This window comes from Mesorhizobium sp. P2_H9, assembly GCF_056403215.1.
This window is the reverse complement of the sequence record NZ_JBFUFX010000001.1, coordinates 541,724-557,060: the sequence shown is the minus strand read 5'-3', so window position 1 is coordinate 557,060 and position 15,337 is coordinate 541,724. Positions and strand designations below refer to the sequence as shown.

General features: G+C 64.0%; 8 protein-coding genes. 4 read left to right on the top strand and 4 right to left on the bottom strand.

The genetic code is table 11. The features are described from left to right. The first annotated feature begins 58 nt into the window (after positions 1-58). From AC1DXN_RS02685 to AC1DXN_RS02670, 4 genes are all read left to right on the top strand, one after another. The gene (locus tag AC1DXN_RS02685) at positions 59-3,205 is read left to right on the top strand and encodes an efflux RND transporter permease subunit (RefSeq protein WP_477271621.1); all 3,147 of its coding nucleotides are present in this window, start codon (positions 59-61) and stop codon (positions 3,203-3,205) included. 123 nt (positions 3,206-3,328) lie between these two features. Beyond that, positions 3,329-4,822: an aldehyde dehydrogenase family protein gene (locus AC1DXN_RS02680; protein ID WP_477271623.1), complete on the top strand. Its 1,494-nt coding sequence runs from the start codon at positions 3,329-3,331 to the stop codon at positions 4,820-4,822. Between the two features lie 130 nt (positions 4,823-4,952). Then, positions 4,953-6,308: an LLM class flavin-dependent oxidoreductase gene (locus AC1DXN_RS02675; protein WP_477271625.1), complete on the top strand. Its 1,356-nt coding sequence runs from the start codon at positions 4,953-4,955 to the stop codon at positions 6,306-6,308. 55 nt (positions 6,309-6,363) lie between these two features. Beyond that, on the top strand, positions 6,364-7,038 hold the full coding sequence (locus AC1DXN_RS02670; protein ID WP_477271627.1) for a TetR/AcrR family transcriptional regulator: 675 nt from the start codon (positions 6,364-6,366) through the stop codon (positions 7,036-7,038). Here the strand turns inward: AC1DXN_RS02670 and AC1DXN_RS02665 are convergent. The 4 genes from AC1DXN_RS02665 to AC1DXN_RS02650 form a co-directional block, all read right to left on the bottom strand. Beyond that, positions 7,035-8,573 (bottom strand): trimethylamine methyltransferase family protein, encoded by a 1,539-nt coding sequence (locus AC1DXN_RS02665; protein ID WP_477271629.1) that lies wholly within the window; start codon positions 8,571-8,573, stop codon positions 7,035-7,037. The genes AC1DXN_RS02670 and AC1DXN_RS02665 overlap by 4 nt on opposite strands. A 9-nt stretch (positions 8,574-8,582) precedes the next feature. Then, on the bottom strand, positions 8,583-10,685 hold the full coding sequence (locus AC1DXN_RS02660; protein WP_477271631.1) for an oxidoreductase: 2,103 nt from the start codon (positions 10,683-10,685) through the stop codon (positions 8,583-8,585). A gap of 179 nt (positions 10,686-10,864) precedes the next feature. After that, on the bottom strand, positions 10,865-12,577 hold the full coding sequence (locus tag AC1DXN_RS02655) for an APC family permease (protein WP_477421446.1): 1,713 nt from the start codon (positions 12,575-12,577) through the stop codon (positions 10,865-10,867). Positions 12,578-12,832: 255 nt separating this feature from the next. Further along, positions 12,833-15,202 (bottom strand): DUF1989 domain-containing protein, encoded by a 2,370-nt coding sequence (locus AC1DXN_RS02650; protein ID WP_477271635.1) that lies wholly within the window; start codon positions 15,200-15,202, stop codon positions 12,833-12,835. Between the last annotated feature and the right edge of the window lie 135 nt (positions 15,203-15,337).

The following is a 15,337-nucleotide window of genomic DNA, read 5'->3' as shown; positions in this document are numbered from 1 at the left end:
TCGGAAACTCTGAGAACGTGCGCAAACGCGCTGACGATCAATTGGATGGGCTGACGCCATGACCACCGACGCCAATGAAAAGCAGCCTTTCAATCTTTCGCGCTGGGCCATCGGCCATCCCTCCATCGCGCGCTTTCTGTTTGGCCTGATCATCATTGCCGGTGCACTCGGCCTGATGCGCATGGGCCAGAAGGAAGACCCGGATTTCACCTTCCGCGTCATGGTTGTCCAGGCGATCTGGCCTGGCTCCTCGATCCAGGAGATGGAGGACCAGGTCGTCAACAAGATCGAGCGCAAGCTGCAGGAAACGCCGCATCTCGATTTCGTTCGCTCCTACACCCGCGCCGGCAGCGCCATCATCACCTTGCAGGTCAAGGGCGACACCAATCCGGCGCAGGTCGCCGACGCGTTCTATCAGGTGCGCAAGAAGGTCGGCGACATCGCCAATGAATTGCCGCAGGGGCTGCTCGGGCCATACTTCAACGATGAGTTCGGCGACACGTTCATCACCCTGCACTCGATCAGCGGCGATGGCTACAGCTATCCGGAACTGAAGAAATTCGCCATCCAGGCGCGCGACATGCTGCTGACGACGCCAGGCGTCGAGAAGGCCGTCATCATCGGCGACCAGCCGGAGAAGATTTATATCGACGTGTCGTCTAAGGCGCTTGCCGAGCGCGGGCTGACGCTGTCCGACCTGCAGAATGCCATCAAGGGTCAGAACAATGTCGATCCGGCGGGCTCCGTCGACACCGGTCTGCGTTCGGTGCGCATTTCGGTCGAAGGCGACGTGACCAAGGCAGCCGACATCAGGGAGTTGCGCTTGCGCGCCGGCGGCCAGGTGACGCGTCTCGGCGACATCGCCACCGTGTCCGCCGGCCTCGAGGATCCCTATCAGCGCAAATATCGCTTCAACGGCCACGAAAGCGTCCAGCTCGGCGTCGTCATGGCCAGGGGCTTCAACGTCACCGATGTCGGCACCGACGTCGAGGCGACCTACAAGCGTTTCGAAGAGGCGCTGCCCTACGGCGTTTCGGTCGACCAGATTTCCGACCAGCCGGAAGTCGTCCGCGATGCCGTGAAGGAGTTCATGGAGGCGCTGGGCGAAGCGCTGCTGATCGTGCTTGCCGTCTCGCTGCTGTCGATCGGCTGGCGCTCGGGCCTGGTCATCGCCATCGCCATTCCGCTGGTTCTGGCCGCCACCTTCGCCATCATGTACGAGCTCGGCATCGACCTGCAGCGCATTTCGCTTGGCGCGCTGATCATTGCGCTCGGCCTGCTCGTCGACGATGCGATGATCGTCGTCGAGATGATGGAGCGCAAGCTTGAAGAGGGGCTGGTCAAGATCGACGCGGCGAGCTTCGCCTATTCCTCGACCGCCTTCCCGATGTTGACCGGCACGCTGATCACCACCGCGGGTTTCATCCCCGTCGGTTTCGCCGCCTCGACGGCCGGCGAATATGTCCGCACGCTGTTCTACGTCGTCGGCATCGCGCTGGTCGTCTCCTGGTTCGTGGCGGTCTATTTCACGCCGTGGCTCGGCTACATGATCCTCAAGCAGCGCAAGCATGCCGGCAATCACCACGATGCCTTCGACACCAGCTTCTACCGCCGGCTGCGCGGCACCGTCGGCTGGGCCGTGCGCCACCGCATCATCGTCCTGGTGATGACGCTGATGACCTTTGCCACCAGCCTGTGGGCGTTCCAGTTCATCCCGCAGAATTTCTTCCCGCAATCGTCGCGTCCGGAAATCCTTGTCGACCTCTGGCTGCCGGAGGGAACCTCGATCAAGGAGGTGGAGACGCAGGCCAAGGCGCTGGAAGCCAAGATGATGGGCGACACCGACAAGCGCTTCATCGCCACCTATATCGGCGAGGGCGCACCGCGCTTCTTCCTGCCGCTCGACCAGCAGCTGCGCAACCCGAACTTCGCCCAGCTTCTGGTGATGGCCAATGACGAACCGGCCCGCGAGCGGCTGATCGTCAAGCTGCGCACCATTCTGGCGCAGGACTTCCCGTCGATCCGCGGCAAGGTCGACCGCCTCTTCCTCGGCCCGCCGACAGGCTGGCCGGTGCAGATGCGCGTCATGGGCCCGGATCGCCAGGAGGTGCGCCGCATTGCCGATCAGGTGAAGGCGAAATTCGCGGAAAATCCGCAGCTCGGCGCCATCCATGACGACTGGCTGGAACCGGTGCCGGCGATGAAGCTGGTCATCGACCAGGACCGCGCCCGGGCGCTCGGCGTCAGCTCGCAGCGCATTCGCCAGATGCTGCAGGCAACCATGTCGGGCGCGCCGCTCGATGATTTCCGCGACGGCGAGGAGACGGTTTCCATCGTCGCCCGCGAACCGGACGCAAGCCGCAGCCTGCTGTCCTCGGTCGACTCGATCTCCATCCCGACCGATTTCGGCGGCTTCGTGCCGCTGTCGCAAGTGGCCAAGGTCGTCCCGGTGCTGGAGCAAGGCGTCGAATGGCGGCGCGATCGTCTGCCAACCATCTCGGTGCGCGCCACGCTGCCGGATGGCGTGCAGTCGAACGATGTCGTCACCAAATTGTACAACGACATAAAAGGCCTGCGTGACGGCCTCGCCCCCGGCTACAAGGTCGAGATCCAGGGCGGCGCCGAGGATTCGGCGGAAAGCCAGGCTTCGATCGCCGCCAAGGCGCCGATCATGCTGGCTATCATCGTCGTGCTGTTGATGATTCAGCTGCAGCATTTCGGCAAGGCGATGCTGGTGCTGGCCACCGGCCCGCTCGGCATCATCGGGGCTGCGGCCGCACTTCTGATCAGCGGCGCGCCGTTCGGCTTCGTCGCCATCCTCGGCGTCATCGCTCTGCTTGGCATCATCATGCGCAACTCGATCATCCTGGTCGACCAGATCGACCAGGATATAGCTCGAGGCATGGAACGCTCGGAGGCCATCATCGGTTCGGCTGTCCGCCGTTTCCGGCCGATCGTGCTGACGGCGATGACGGCGGTGCTGGCGCTGATCCCGATCTCGCGCGCCGTGTTCTGGGGCCCGCTCGCCTACGCCATGATGGGCGGCATCCTGGTTGCCACCGTGCTCACCATCCTCGTTTTGCCGGCAGGCTATGCGCTGTTCTTCGGCCGCGAGCCGAAGAAGGCCGCGACTGCGGAAGAGGCGGTCGAGGCCGAGCTGGCCGAAAACAACGAAAGGCCGCAACTGGCCCTGGCAGCCGAGTGATCCCCGCTGGCGCATAGGATGCGCCGGTCAAAAAATGCTAGAACGCCGTACGTCTGACGTGCGGCGTTCTGGCTTTCTCCATCGCGGGCGGCCATCACCCCGCCTATTGCGAGGAGGAAGATCATGACTCTGGCCCAGACCTCGATCACCCTGCGCCTGCCGATCGACGGACGCCATCGCCAGATGTTCATCTATGGCGCCTGGGTCGATGCCCGTTCGGGCCTGACCATGGAGACCCGCAATCCGGCCACAGGCGCGGTCATCGCCACGGTGCCGCGCGGCGACCGTCAGGACATCGATCTCGCCGTGGCGGCAGCGCGAAAAGCTTTCGACGGGCCGTGGAGCCGCTTCAAGCCCTATGAGCGGCAGGTGCTGTTGCTGAAGATTGCCGACCTCTTCGAAAAGCATTGGGAAGAGATCAGCCGCTCGGACACCACCGATATGGGTATGCCGATCGTGCGCACCCGCGCCAACCGCAACCGTGTCATCGGTATGCTGCGCTATTACGCCGGCATGGCCACCGCGCTGCATGGCGAGACCATCGAGAACTCGCTGCCGGGTGAAGTCGTTTCTTTCACCCGCAAGGAACCGGTCGGCGTCGTTGGCGCCATCATCCCTTGGAACGCGCCGACCGCCGCCTCGATCTGGAAGATCGGTCCGGCATTGGCCACCGGCTGCACCATTGTGCTGAAGCCATCGGAAGAGGCGCCGCTGACGCCGTTGCTGATCGCCGACATCATGAACGAGGCCGGCGTTCCCCCGGGCGTCGTCAACATCGTGACCGGCACCGGCGCCGAGGCAGGCGCGGCACTGGCCGAGCATATGGGCGTCGACAAGATCGTCTTCACCGGCTCGACCACAACCGGCCAGTCGATCATCCGGGCGTCAGCTGGCAACCTCAAGCGTGTCTCGCTGGAACTCGGCGGCAAGTCACCGGTCATCGTCTGCGCCGACGCCGATCTCGACAAAGCGGTGCCGGTAGCCGCGATGTCGGTGTTTGCCAATTCCGGCCAGATCTGCATCGCCGGCTCGCGCCTGTTCGTCGAGCGCTCCATCCATGACGAGTTCGTCGCGCGGCTCGCCGCTTACGCCAAAGGGCTCAGGATCGGCGATGGCATCGACCCGGCAACCGAGATCGGCCCGCTTGTCTCCGAAAAGCAGTTGCTACGGGTCACAGGTTACCTCGAAGCCGGCACGGCTGAAGGTGCGACACTCGTTACCGGTGGCACCCGTCTCACCGAAGGCACGCTTGCCGCCGGCAATTTCGTCGCGCCGACGGTCTTTGCCAGCGTCTCCGACGACATGAAGATCGCCCGAGAAGAAATCTTCGGCCCGGTCATCTCGGCGCTGCCCTTCGATACACTGGACGAAGCGGTCGAGCGGGCCAACAACACGCTTTATGGTCTAGCCGCCGGGGTGTTCACGCAGAACGTCGCCACCGCGCACAAACTGTCACGAAAGATCCGCGCCGGCTCGGTCTGGGTCAACACCTATCACGCCATCGATCCGGCAGTGCCCTTCGGCGGCTACAAGATGAGCGGCTATGGCCGCGAGGGCGGCGGTGAGCATCTCGACGAATATCTCAACACCAAGGGCGTGTTCATCAAAATAGATTGAACGGCCATCCATACGAAAATGCTCCCGAGAACGGGTTTTGCAAAACAGAATTCCTTTCCAGCACCGCAAAGCCGTCCGATCCTGCTGGCATATCGGAGTGATAGCGCTCGTCCACGTCAGGTGATCATCCATGGCAGACAAAAAACAATTGCGGCTCGGCGCCTTCATGCGCCCGGTCAGTCTTCACACCGGCGCCTGGCGCTACCCGGGCGCCTATCCCGACGCCAATTTCAACTTCGCGCACCTCAAACGCTTCGCGCAGACATTGGAGGCGGCCAAGTTCGACGCCTTCTTCATGGCCGATCATCTGGCCGTGCTCAACATGCCGATCGAGGCGCTGCGGCGCAGCCATACGGTCACGTCCTTCGAGCCGTTCACGCTGCTGTCGGCGCTCGCCGCTGTCACCGATCACATCGGGCTGGTGGCAACCGCGTCGACGACCTTCGACGCGCCCTATCACATTGCCCGCCGGTTCGCCTCGCTCGACCATATCAGCGGCGGCCGCGCGGGCTGGAACATCGTCACCACGTCCAACCCCGACGCGGCGCTGAATTTCGGCCTCGACGAGCATGTCGAGCATGACGAGCGCTACCAGCGGGCGCGCGAATTCTACGACGTCGTCACCGGCCTGTGGGACAGCTTTGCCGACGACGCCTTCATCCGCGACGCGGAAAGCGGCCTCTACTTCGATCCGGAGAGGCTGCATGTGCTCGACCATAAGGGCGAGCATCTCTCGGTGCGCGGCCCTCTCAACATCGCGCGTCCCATCCAGGGTTGGCCGGTCATCGTCCAGGCCGGCGCATCGGAGGCCGGACGGCAGCTGGCGGCCGAAACGGCCGAAGTCATTTTCGCGGCCCATGCCGATCTGGGGGCGGGTCAGCGCTTCTTTGCCGACGTCAAGGGCCGGGCGCAAAAGCTCGGCCGTTCACGCGACGACATCAAGATCCTGCCCGGCGCCTTCGTCATCGTCGGTGACAGCATCGAAGAAGCGCAGGCCAAGCGGGCGAAGCTCGACAGTCTTGTTTATTACGAGAGCGGCATTGCCTCGCTGTCGATCGCGCTTGGCCATGATGCATCGGGTTTCGATCCGGATGCAGCGCTGCCCGAAATACCCGAGACCAACGCCTCGAAGAGCAGCCGCGAGCGCGTCATCGAACTGGGGCGCAAGGAAAATCTGACCGTCCGGCAGCTCGCGCAACGGCTGGGCGGCTATTCCGGCCTGGCTTTCGTCGGCACTCCCAAGACGATCGCCGACGAGATGGAGGAATGGCTGGTCACCGAGGGCTCCGATGGGTTCAACATCATGTTTCCCTATCTGCCCGCCGGGCTCGACGACGTTGCCGAGAAGGTGGTGCCCGAGCTGCAGCGGCGGGGGCTCTTCAGGCGCGAGTATGAGGGCACGACCTTGCGCGAGAATCTCGGCCTGCAGCGGCCGCTGAACCGGTTCTTCGAAGACACCAAAGCGGCGATCCGCAAGGCCGGCTAAAGGGCGTGACCGGCAAGACGTGGACAGTTTGACGGCAATCGATTAGCTGGGGTCGATGACGGAACCAGCAACCCCCAAACGCAAGCGCGGCGCCAAGAAGTCGCCGCCGCGCTTCAGCCGCGAGCAGCCGGATGTGCGCCGTGCCATGCTGATCGAGGCGGCGACGCGGTGCCTGTCGGTTGGCGGCATCGGCGCCTTCACCATCGATCGCATCTGCAAGGAGGCCGGCGTTTCGCGTGGCCTGATCAACCACCATTTCGAAGGTCGCGACGGGCTGCTGGTCGAGGTCTACAAATCTTCGCTCTATGCCAGCGTCAACAACCAGATCGCCGAGGCCAAGCGCCGCCGCGCCGAGAAACCCGATTGGCCGCCCGAGGCCTCGCTGGCCGCTCTGGTGCAGTCAAACTTCTCGCCCGATTATTTCAGCCGTGACAATTTGCTGATCTGGCTCTCGCTGTGGGGTGAGATCGCCGTCAACCCGCGCCTCAAGGCAGCGCATCGTGAACTATACGACGCCTACCGGGCCGAACTCGCCGAGGACATCGCCGCGGTCGCCACGCCGCGCGGCCGGGACGTCGATGCGCCGGCGCTGGCGCGCAATTTCATCGCCCTGGTCGACGGGCTCTGGCTCGAATGGTGTCTTGATGAAAGCGTCGTGACACCGCAGGCAGCGGAGGCTGCCGGCTTCGAGATGCTCGAAGCTCAGGTCGGCCCGCTGCGCGGGGTCTAATTCAGCGGCGAACCGCCCTCGCGCTTGCGGCGCTCCATATAGTCGCGCAGCGCTTCGTCGATGCCCGGATCGATTGGCGGCTGCTCGTATTCGGCGACCATGCGCTTCCACACGACATTGGCTCGCTCGCGCGCTGTCACCTGGCCCCGTTCGACCCAGGTGTCGTAATTGTCCCAGTTGGAGACCAGCGGCGAGTAGAACGCCCGCTCGTAGCGTTGCATCGTGTGTGCGGCGCCGAAGAAATGCCCGGCCGGGCCGACCTCGCGCACGGCCTCCAGCGCCAGCGTGTCGATGTCGACCACCGGCGGGTCGAAATAGGCGCACATCATCTGCAGCATCTCGGCATCGATGACCAGTTTCTCGAACGATGCGGTCAGCCCGCCGCCGAGCCAGCCGGCGGCATGCAGCACCAGATTGGCGCCGCCCATCAGGCAGCCCCACAGCGACATGGCGCTTTCATAGGCCGCCTGCGCGTCGACCGAGTTGGCGGCGGTGACATTGCTGGAGCGGAACGGCACGCCGATCAGCCGGCACAGCTGGCCGGTGATCTGGGCGGCCTGCGTATACTCAGGCGTGCCGAAGGCCGGCGCACCGGTCTTCATGTCGACATTGGAGGTGAAGCCGCCATACATCACCGGCACGCCGGGGCGCACGATCTGGGTGAGAGTAATGCCGGCCAGCGCCTCGGCATGCTGCTGCGACAGCGCGCCGGCCAGCGTCACCGGGCTCATCGCGCCGGCCAACGTGAAGGGGGTGATGACATTGACCTGGCCATGCTCGGCCAGTGCGATCAGCCCTTCGGCCATCGGCTCGTCGAGCTGCAGCGGCGAATTGGTGTTGATGATGCCGGTGAAGACAGGCATCTCTTGCGCGAGATTTTCGCGCGTCGTGCCGAGTGAAATCGCCACCATTTCCAGCGCGTCGGTGGCGCGACCCCGACCAAGCGTCTGTGGCTGCCAATTCTTGTCGAGCAATGTGATCTCGGCATAGTAGAGGTCGAGATGGCGCGTGTTCTGGTGCAGGTCGAGCGGCTCGAACGGCCCGCCGCCCTCCTGGTGCAGCACGTTGAACGACTGGATGAGTTTCAGATAGTCGCACATCTCGGCATAGGTGCCGGGGCGGCGGCCGCGGTCATTGTCCATGACATAGGCCGGGCCGCCGACCGACGACAGGATGCAGTGCTTCCCCCCTATCTTGACGTTCTTCTCCGGATTCCTCGCGCGCAACTCGAATGAGGACGGCGCCATGGCGACGCGCTCCATCACCATGGCGCGGTCGAAGCGCACCCGCATCTCGCCTTCGTCGACTTCACAGCCGGCCGCGCGATAGAACTGGCGCGCCTGCGGCTGCAGCACCCGCATGCCGATCTCCTCGAGGATGGTGAGACCCATCTCGTGGATCGTCTGCACCTGGTCGGCCGACAGGATCTCGATCGGCGCGTAAGGTCGCGTGAGCTGCTTCCACGGCCGTTGTTCGATGCCGCCGATCTCGCGTTGCGGGCGGCCGGGTCTGCGACGTGCCGTGATGCGCTCCATGACCTTCTCCTATTCCGCAGCCGTCCGCATGTCGAAATCCACCACCGCATCGACGATCGGCGTGTCGCGGCGGTAGGGCTGCCAGCGGATCTTCGTGCCGATCTCGCGCGCGAGCTTGTGGCCACTATGCACCGCATGAGCGATGGCGCCGGGCGCCAGCGTATCGCCGATCCGATCGACGCTTTTGATGCCGGCTCCCGCAAGCGCATCCGCCTTTTCTGTCAGGGACTCGAACAGTTCATTGCGCGGCAACCGCAGTCCCACGATCACCACCGAGCGGCAGGCCATTCGGGTTTCCTCACCGGTGAACAGATGCGCCAGCGTCGCCGTCTCGCCGTCGAACGACTTCAGCAGATGCAGCGTCGTCACCGGCACCTTGCGCCGCGCAAGCGCGCGATGCACCAACGGCAGTTCGTTAGTCATGACCGTCCAGGCCGAAGCCTGACCGGCCGGGGTCACGTAGCTGACCGGTATGCCGTGCGCGGCCAGATGTTCGGTGAGGACGCCGCCCATGTAATAATTGTCGAAATCGAAGACCAAGGTCGGCCCCTGGGGAAGCCGGCCACCGGCGATATCGTCCGGGGTCAGGACATCTGGATGGTCGAGCCTGCCGACGGGGATCTCCAGCGCGGAATAGACCATATCCGTCCAGCGCGCGCCGGTCGCCAGCACCACGCGCTCCGGCGCCAGGTCGATGATCTCGTCCACGCCGAGCGTACTCACCGGGTAGAGTGAGACGTTGCTCATCTCATTGAGGCGCCCGAGGCGATAGTCGACGACGCGATTCCAGGCGGACAGGCCGGGCAGCGTCTTCTCGAAGGTCAGCCGACCGCCGAAGCTGCGGCTGCTGTCGGCGAGCGTGACCTCGTGGCCGCGACGGCCGAGCGTCAGTGCGCATTCCAGCCCGGCTGGTCCGCCGCCGACAATCAGAATGCGCTCAGACGCGTCGGTGCGCTCGACGCGTTCGGGGTGCCAGCCGCGCCGCCATTCTTCGCCGGCCGTCGGGTTCTGCGTGCAGCGCACCGGCACGCCGTCATGCCAGCTTGAAATGCAGATGTTGCAGCCGATGCATTCGCGGATCTCGGCTTCGCGGCCTTCGCGGATTTTGTTCGGCAGGAACGGATCGGCAATCGAAGGCCGCGCGCCGCCGATGAAGTCCAGTACGCCGCGCCTGATTTGCGAGACCATGGTGTCGGGCGAGGTGAAACGGCCGACGCCGACCACCGGCTTTTTCGTCAGCGACTTGACGAAGTCGATCACTGGCTCGTGGCTGCCTTCGCCGCTGAATCGCGACGCCGAGCAGTCGGTCGGGCTGGAATCCATCTTGACGTCGAACAGGTCGGGCAAATCGGCGAGCAGCTCGACCAGCTCGTGCGCCTCGGAGGGCTGGTTGCGGCCGGGCCGGCCGCGCAGTTCCTCGAGGCTTACCCGCAAGGCGACGCCGCAATCCTTGCCGACGGCCTCCTTGGTGACCTCGATCATCTGGCGCACGAAGCGCACCCGGTTCTCGATCGATCCGCCATATTCGTCGGCGCGATGGTTGTATTCCGGCAGCAGGAATTCGTAGCCGAGATAACCCATGCCGGCATAGACATAGACGATGTCGAAGCCGGCGGTGCGCGCCTTGCGCGCCGCTTCGGCCTGGCATCTCAGCACCTCGCGAATGTCGACTTTGTCCATCGTCTTCGGCCGCAAATTGCCCATGAAGCCGACATGGGTGGCCATCCATGGAATGCCGGATGGCGACAGCGGCGGCAGCCGGCTTGTCCTGTTCATCACCGAGGCGCCGCCGTGCCACAATTCGACGCCGGCCAGCGCGCCATGGCGGTGCACCGCTTCCGTCATCAGCGCATGGGCGCGGATATCGTTGTCGTCCCACATCGTGGCGAAAGGCAGCGGCGCGTCGTCCGAACTCGGGTCGATCGAACAGGCCCCGGTGCAGATCACCCCCCATCCACCCTCGGCCTTGGCTTCACGAAAGGCCGCGCGAACCCTGGGCAGCGCGTTGGTCATGCCGCTGGCGTGCGGCACTTGGTAGAAGCGGTTCGGCGCGGTGACAGGCCCGATCCGCATCGGCTCGAACAGGATTTCGTAGCGAGGGTTACAGGTCATCGGTGTCAGCGAATACGCTTGTTGAACGATCGTATAACAAGCATATTCGCACCGACGACGGAACGCAATGGATCTGTCACCAGCCGAAGACGAAAAAGCCCACCCCGACACTGTCGGGGTGGGCTTCAGCCGGGAGGCTAGGATCGAGCGCGACTACGCTCGATCCCTTCCGATTGCTGTCAGATGACGAAGAACCAGTTGGCGAGCAGCATCACCACGACGCCGGCGACCAGCGTCAGATAGGGCAGCATTCCCGCCTTCTTTACCGCCAGATCGGACGAATTCATGCCGAGGTCGGCCAGCATATGGTCGGGGAATTTGCCGCCGTCCTGGATGTAGTGGCGGAAGCAGAACACCGGGATGATCAGGGCAGCGGTGATCAGTCCGGCCCACAGCGCCATCGGGTTCCACACCTTGGCGCCCGCACCCATGAAGATCGCGTTGACATAGGCAAAGATGGCGCCGACGCCGAGCAGCCAGCCCGGTGCTTTCCACGGCCGGGCGATATGGCCGTTATCGATGCGATGGATCCAGCCGGCGTTGAGGTTGAGGAAGTTAAAGATGATGTAGCCGCAGTTCGACACGGCGAGGATGAAGAAGAAGCTCGTCGCATCGGCCGAAGCGATGGCCAGCACGATCAGGTTGAAGATCAGGTCGGTCCACATGGCGCGCGTCGGGGCGCCATGCTCGTTGACGTGGCTGAGATAGCGCGGCAGCCAGCCGTCGACCGAGCCCTGGTAGAGCGTGCGCGAAGAACCGGCCATGGCCGTCATGATGCACAGCACCAGCGCCAGGATCATCAGCATCACCAGCAGGCTGTGGATGAGATTTCCGCCGCCGACCATGCCGGCCAGCGCGTCGGCAACGCCGGAGCCGTCGACGATCGGGGTGGCCAACATGCCGTTCAGGCCGAGCACGCCCTGGAAGGTGAAGGGCACCAGGATGAACAGCAGCAGGCACAACAGGCCGGAATAGAAGATGGCCTTGAACGTGTCGGTGCCGGGGTTCTTGAATTCGGAGGTGTAGCAGACGGCGGTCTCGAACCCATAGGTCGACCACGCCGCGATGAACATACCGCCAAGCACCAGCGTCCAGCCAGCGATGTTCCACGAGCCGGGTTCAGGTGCATAGGCGGCAGCCAGCGGCACCAGCGGCGAAAAGTTCGCCCAGTCGATCTGGCCGGTGAAGATCGGCACCACGCCGACGATCAGCATCGGGATGATGACCAGCAGGCCGATATATTTCTGCACATTGGCCGTGCCGAGAATGCCGCGATGCTGGATGGCGAAGATGATCAGCATCAGCACGGCGCCGATGAAGAAGGTCGCGTTGAGCGTGAACGAGACCGGACCCAGCGTATGGCTGAACAAGGTCCAGTTGCGGATCGCGGGCGTTGCCGCAGCCGCCACGGCGGCAATCGCGTCAGCTGGCGCCGTGCCGACATGGGCGGCGATGTAGGTGACCACTTCCGGCGAGGTTTCGGTGAACAGCGGCACCGGCGCCAGCGCGTTGAGGATGTAGGCGGCGGCAATCGAACAGCCGAGCGACAGCACCGGCGACCAGGCGAACCAGTTGCACCACACCGACAGCGGCGCGATGAACTTGGAATAGCGCAGCCATGCGGTGGCGCCGTAGACCGAGGCGCCGCCGGACTTGTTCGGGAACAGGCCGGCGATTTCCGCATAGGTAAAGGACTGCAGGAAGCCCATGACCATGGACACGGTCCAGATCAGGAAGGCCAGCGTTCCGGTCGTGCCGGCAATGCCGCCGATCGAAAACAGGACGAGGGCCGGAACGCCGCTGGCCACCCAGAAGGCGCCGCGCCAGTCGATATTCCGGTGCAGTTCGCCTTCGGCGGCGGGCTGCGCCAGCGCAGTCGTTGTCGTGCTCATGTGTGTGAAATCCCCTTTTTGATGTTCCCCGTCCGTGACGGCCGCGACTGTGCGTGGCTTCATCGCAGATGCATGCTTTGGTCGACTGCCGGTGTTTCCGGTCAGTCGCATTTTTTTCTTAACAGTGAACATTGATCCGGCGCGCTTTCACGTCAAGCGTTTTGTGAGGCCATGCACATCACGCTTGTGAAAACACGAAAACCCGACCGGCAGACAGCGTCGCAGGCTAGTCGGCAGGACGTCTCGAGGCGGGCATCAGGAGCGCGGTTTGGTCTTCTGCGGATCGTAATGGGCGAAGGCGACGACGCGTGCCGGCAGTCGCTTGGCATGGCCGTCGAGCTTGCCGATCTCGACTTGCGCGCCGATGGCGGCATGAGTGACATCGAGCCTCGCCAGCGCGATGTTCTTATTCAGCACCGGCGAACGCATGCTGGAGGTGACGACGCCGATCTGGGCGCGGCCGACATGGACGCAATCGCCATGGCCGACGGCGACATTGGCATCGATGTCGAGGCCGACCAGGTTCGTCTGCGGATATTCCTTGCGCCGGATCAGCGCCTCGCGGCCGATGAAGTCGTCGGTCTTGCTCTTCAGTGGCACGGTGAAGCCGATGCCGGCCTCGAAGGGATCGGTCTGGTCGGAAAACTCGTAACCGGCGAAGATCAGCCCGGCCTCGATGCGCACCATGTCGAGCGCCTGCAGACCCATCGGCTTCAGCCCGTGCGGCTGGCCAGCCTCCCAGATGGCATCGAACACTTTTGCGGCGTCGCGCGGATGACACCAGATCTCGTAGCCGAGTTCGCCGGTGTAGCCGGTGCGTGACACCACGACCGGGATGCCGTTGCCGCCGCCGATGCGCGCCACGGCAAAGCGGAACCATTCGAGCTCGTCGATCGATGGCTGCAACGGCGAGGTCCAGATCACCTCTCGCAGGATGTCGCGGCTCTTCGGCCCTTGCACGGCGACGTTGTGCATCTGGTCGGTCGACGAGCGCACCAGCACGTTGAGGCCGAGCTTTGCCGCCGTCTCGCGCAGCCATTCGCCGGACAGATCGTCGCCGCCGACCCAGCGGAAATTGTCCTTGCCCAGTCGCAGCAGCGTGCCGTCGTCGATCATGCCGCCATGCTCGTAGCACATGGCGGAATAGACGACCTGGCCGACGCCGAGCTTCTTGACGTCGCGGGTCAGCGTATACTGCAGCAGCGCTTCGGAATCCGGGCCGGTGACTTCGAACTTGCGCAGCGGCGACAGGTCCATGATCACAGCATCCTGCCGGCAAGCCCAGTATTCGTCGATGGGGCCCTCCTTGGCGAAGGCATTGGCCAGCCAATACCCCCTATACTCCACGAAGTTGCGGGTGTGCTTGGCAAAGCTCGAATGAAAGGCTGTCTCGCGGGTCATTTTCGGTTCCGAATCGGGCGTCATGCGTCTGGCGATCGCTCGCGAGAATTTGTGCTGGCCGGAATAGGTTCGCACATGGATGTCAGTCAGGTTCCAGCCATTGGCCGGCGTCGTGTCGTCTGGGCAGGCAGAGGACACGCAGACGATGTCGGTCAGCGCCCGCAGCAGCACATAATCACCCGGCCGCGACCATGGCTCGTCGGACACCATGACGCCATGCGCGTCGATCGCCGTGTTGAAGAAGAAGTTGATCGCCATCCAGCCCGCACGCGGTGTGACGCCCCTGTCTGCCAGCGCCCGATTAAAGTTCTCCGAGCAGTTGGTATGGCCGGGATAGCCGATGTCGTCGTAATATTTGGCCGCGCAAGCCAGCGCGAAAGCGTCATGCCGGCCGCACGTGTCCTGCACCACCTCGACCAGCGGCTCCATGTCCTGGTCGTAATATTTCGAATGCAGGCCGGGCATCGGATAGCTCGATCCCATCAGCGTGCGCGTCGTCGTCACGTCGAGCGGATGGTCGCGGCCCTTGTCCAGCTTGCGCGCCGAAAAGCACTGGAAGTCGGTGCACTGCCGGCCGTCGACATCGATGATCTGCAGATAGTCGCCGGCCTTGACGAAGTAGGATTCCGCCGTCGCCGAATGAACCCGCAGATCGAGCACCGGATCGGCGAGCGGATCGCCAAGCTGCGATTTGGAGGCAGGGCGGATCGTGGCGCGGCGCACGATGACGCTGAGCGGTGTCGCCGTGTCGTGGCCATCGACCAGCATCGGCCCGCCCGGCGCGGCGATCAGCATGGCGCCGTCCCGGGCGACGGTAAAACCCTGTTCGGTGCCGGCCGGCGTTGTGCCGCCGAACACGCGCACCGCCTTGGCCTGATCGAGCTGCACCTGACGGCGTTCGAGCCCGCGGCGGACAGCCGAGAGACTGTCGTCGCCGTCGATCAGCAGCGCCTTGATGCCGGTGGCATTGCTGTTGGGTATTTCACCGAGGATGCCTGCGTCGCTTACGCCGGTCTTGTCCCACGCGAGCAACTCGCAAGCCTGCCCGCCCTCGACATTGCGCACGGTGATGGTATCGCCGGCCTCGATGTCGAGGAGCACTGCGCCGTTGCCCTGGATCGTATGACGCTCCATGCCCGCCGGCAGCGCGATCTGGCCGGGCCTGAGGATCAGGCTCGGTCGGGGCGGTCCGGCGGCAATTGCGGGGTAGGGCGACTGGCTCATCTCAGCCTTGCGGTTCGAGAAACAAGTTTGCCTGTGTGTAAAATTACTTTAGCAGCAAGAATAGCAGCCCTTGTAGGTTTAGCAAGGTGGAGCGACTGGGTGCGGCTCTCCCTTCTCCCCTTGTGGGAGAAGGTG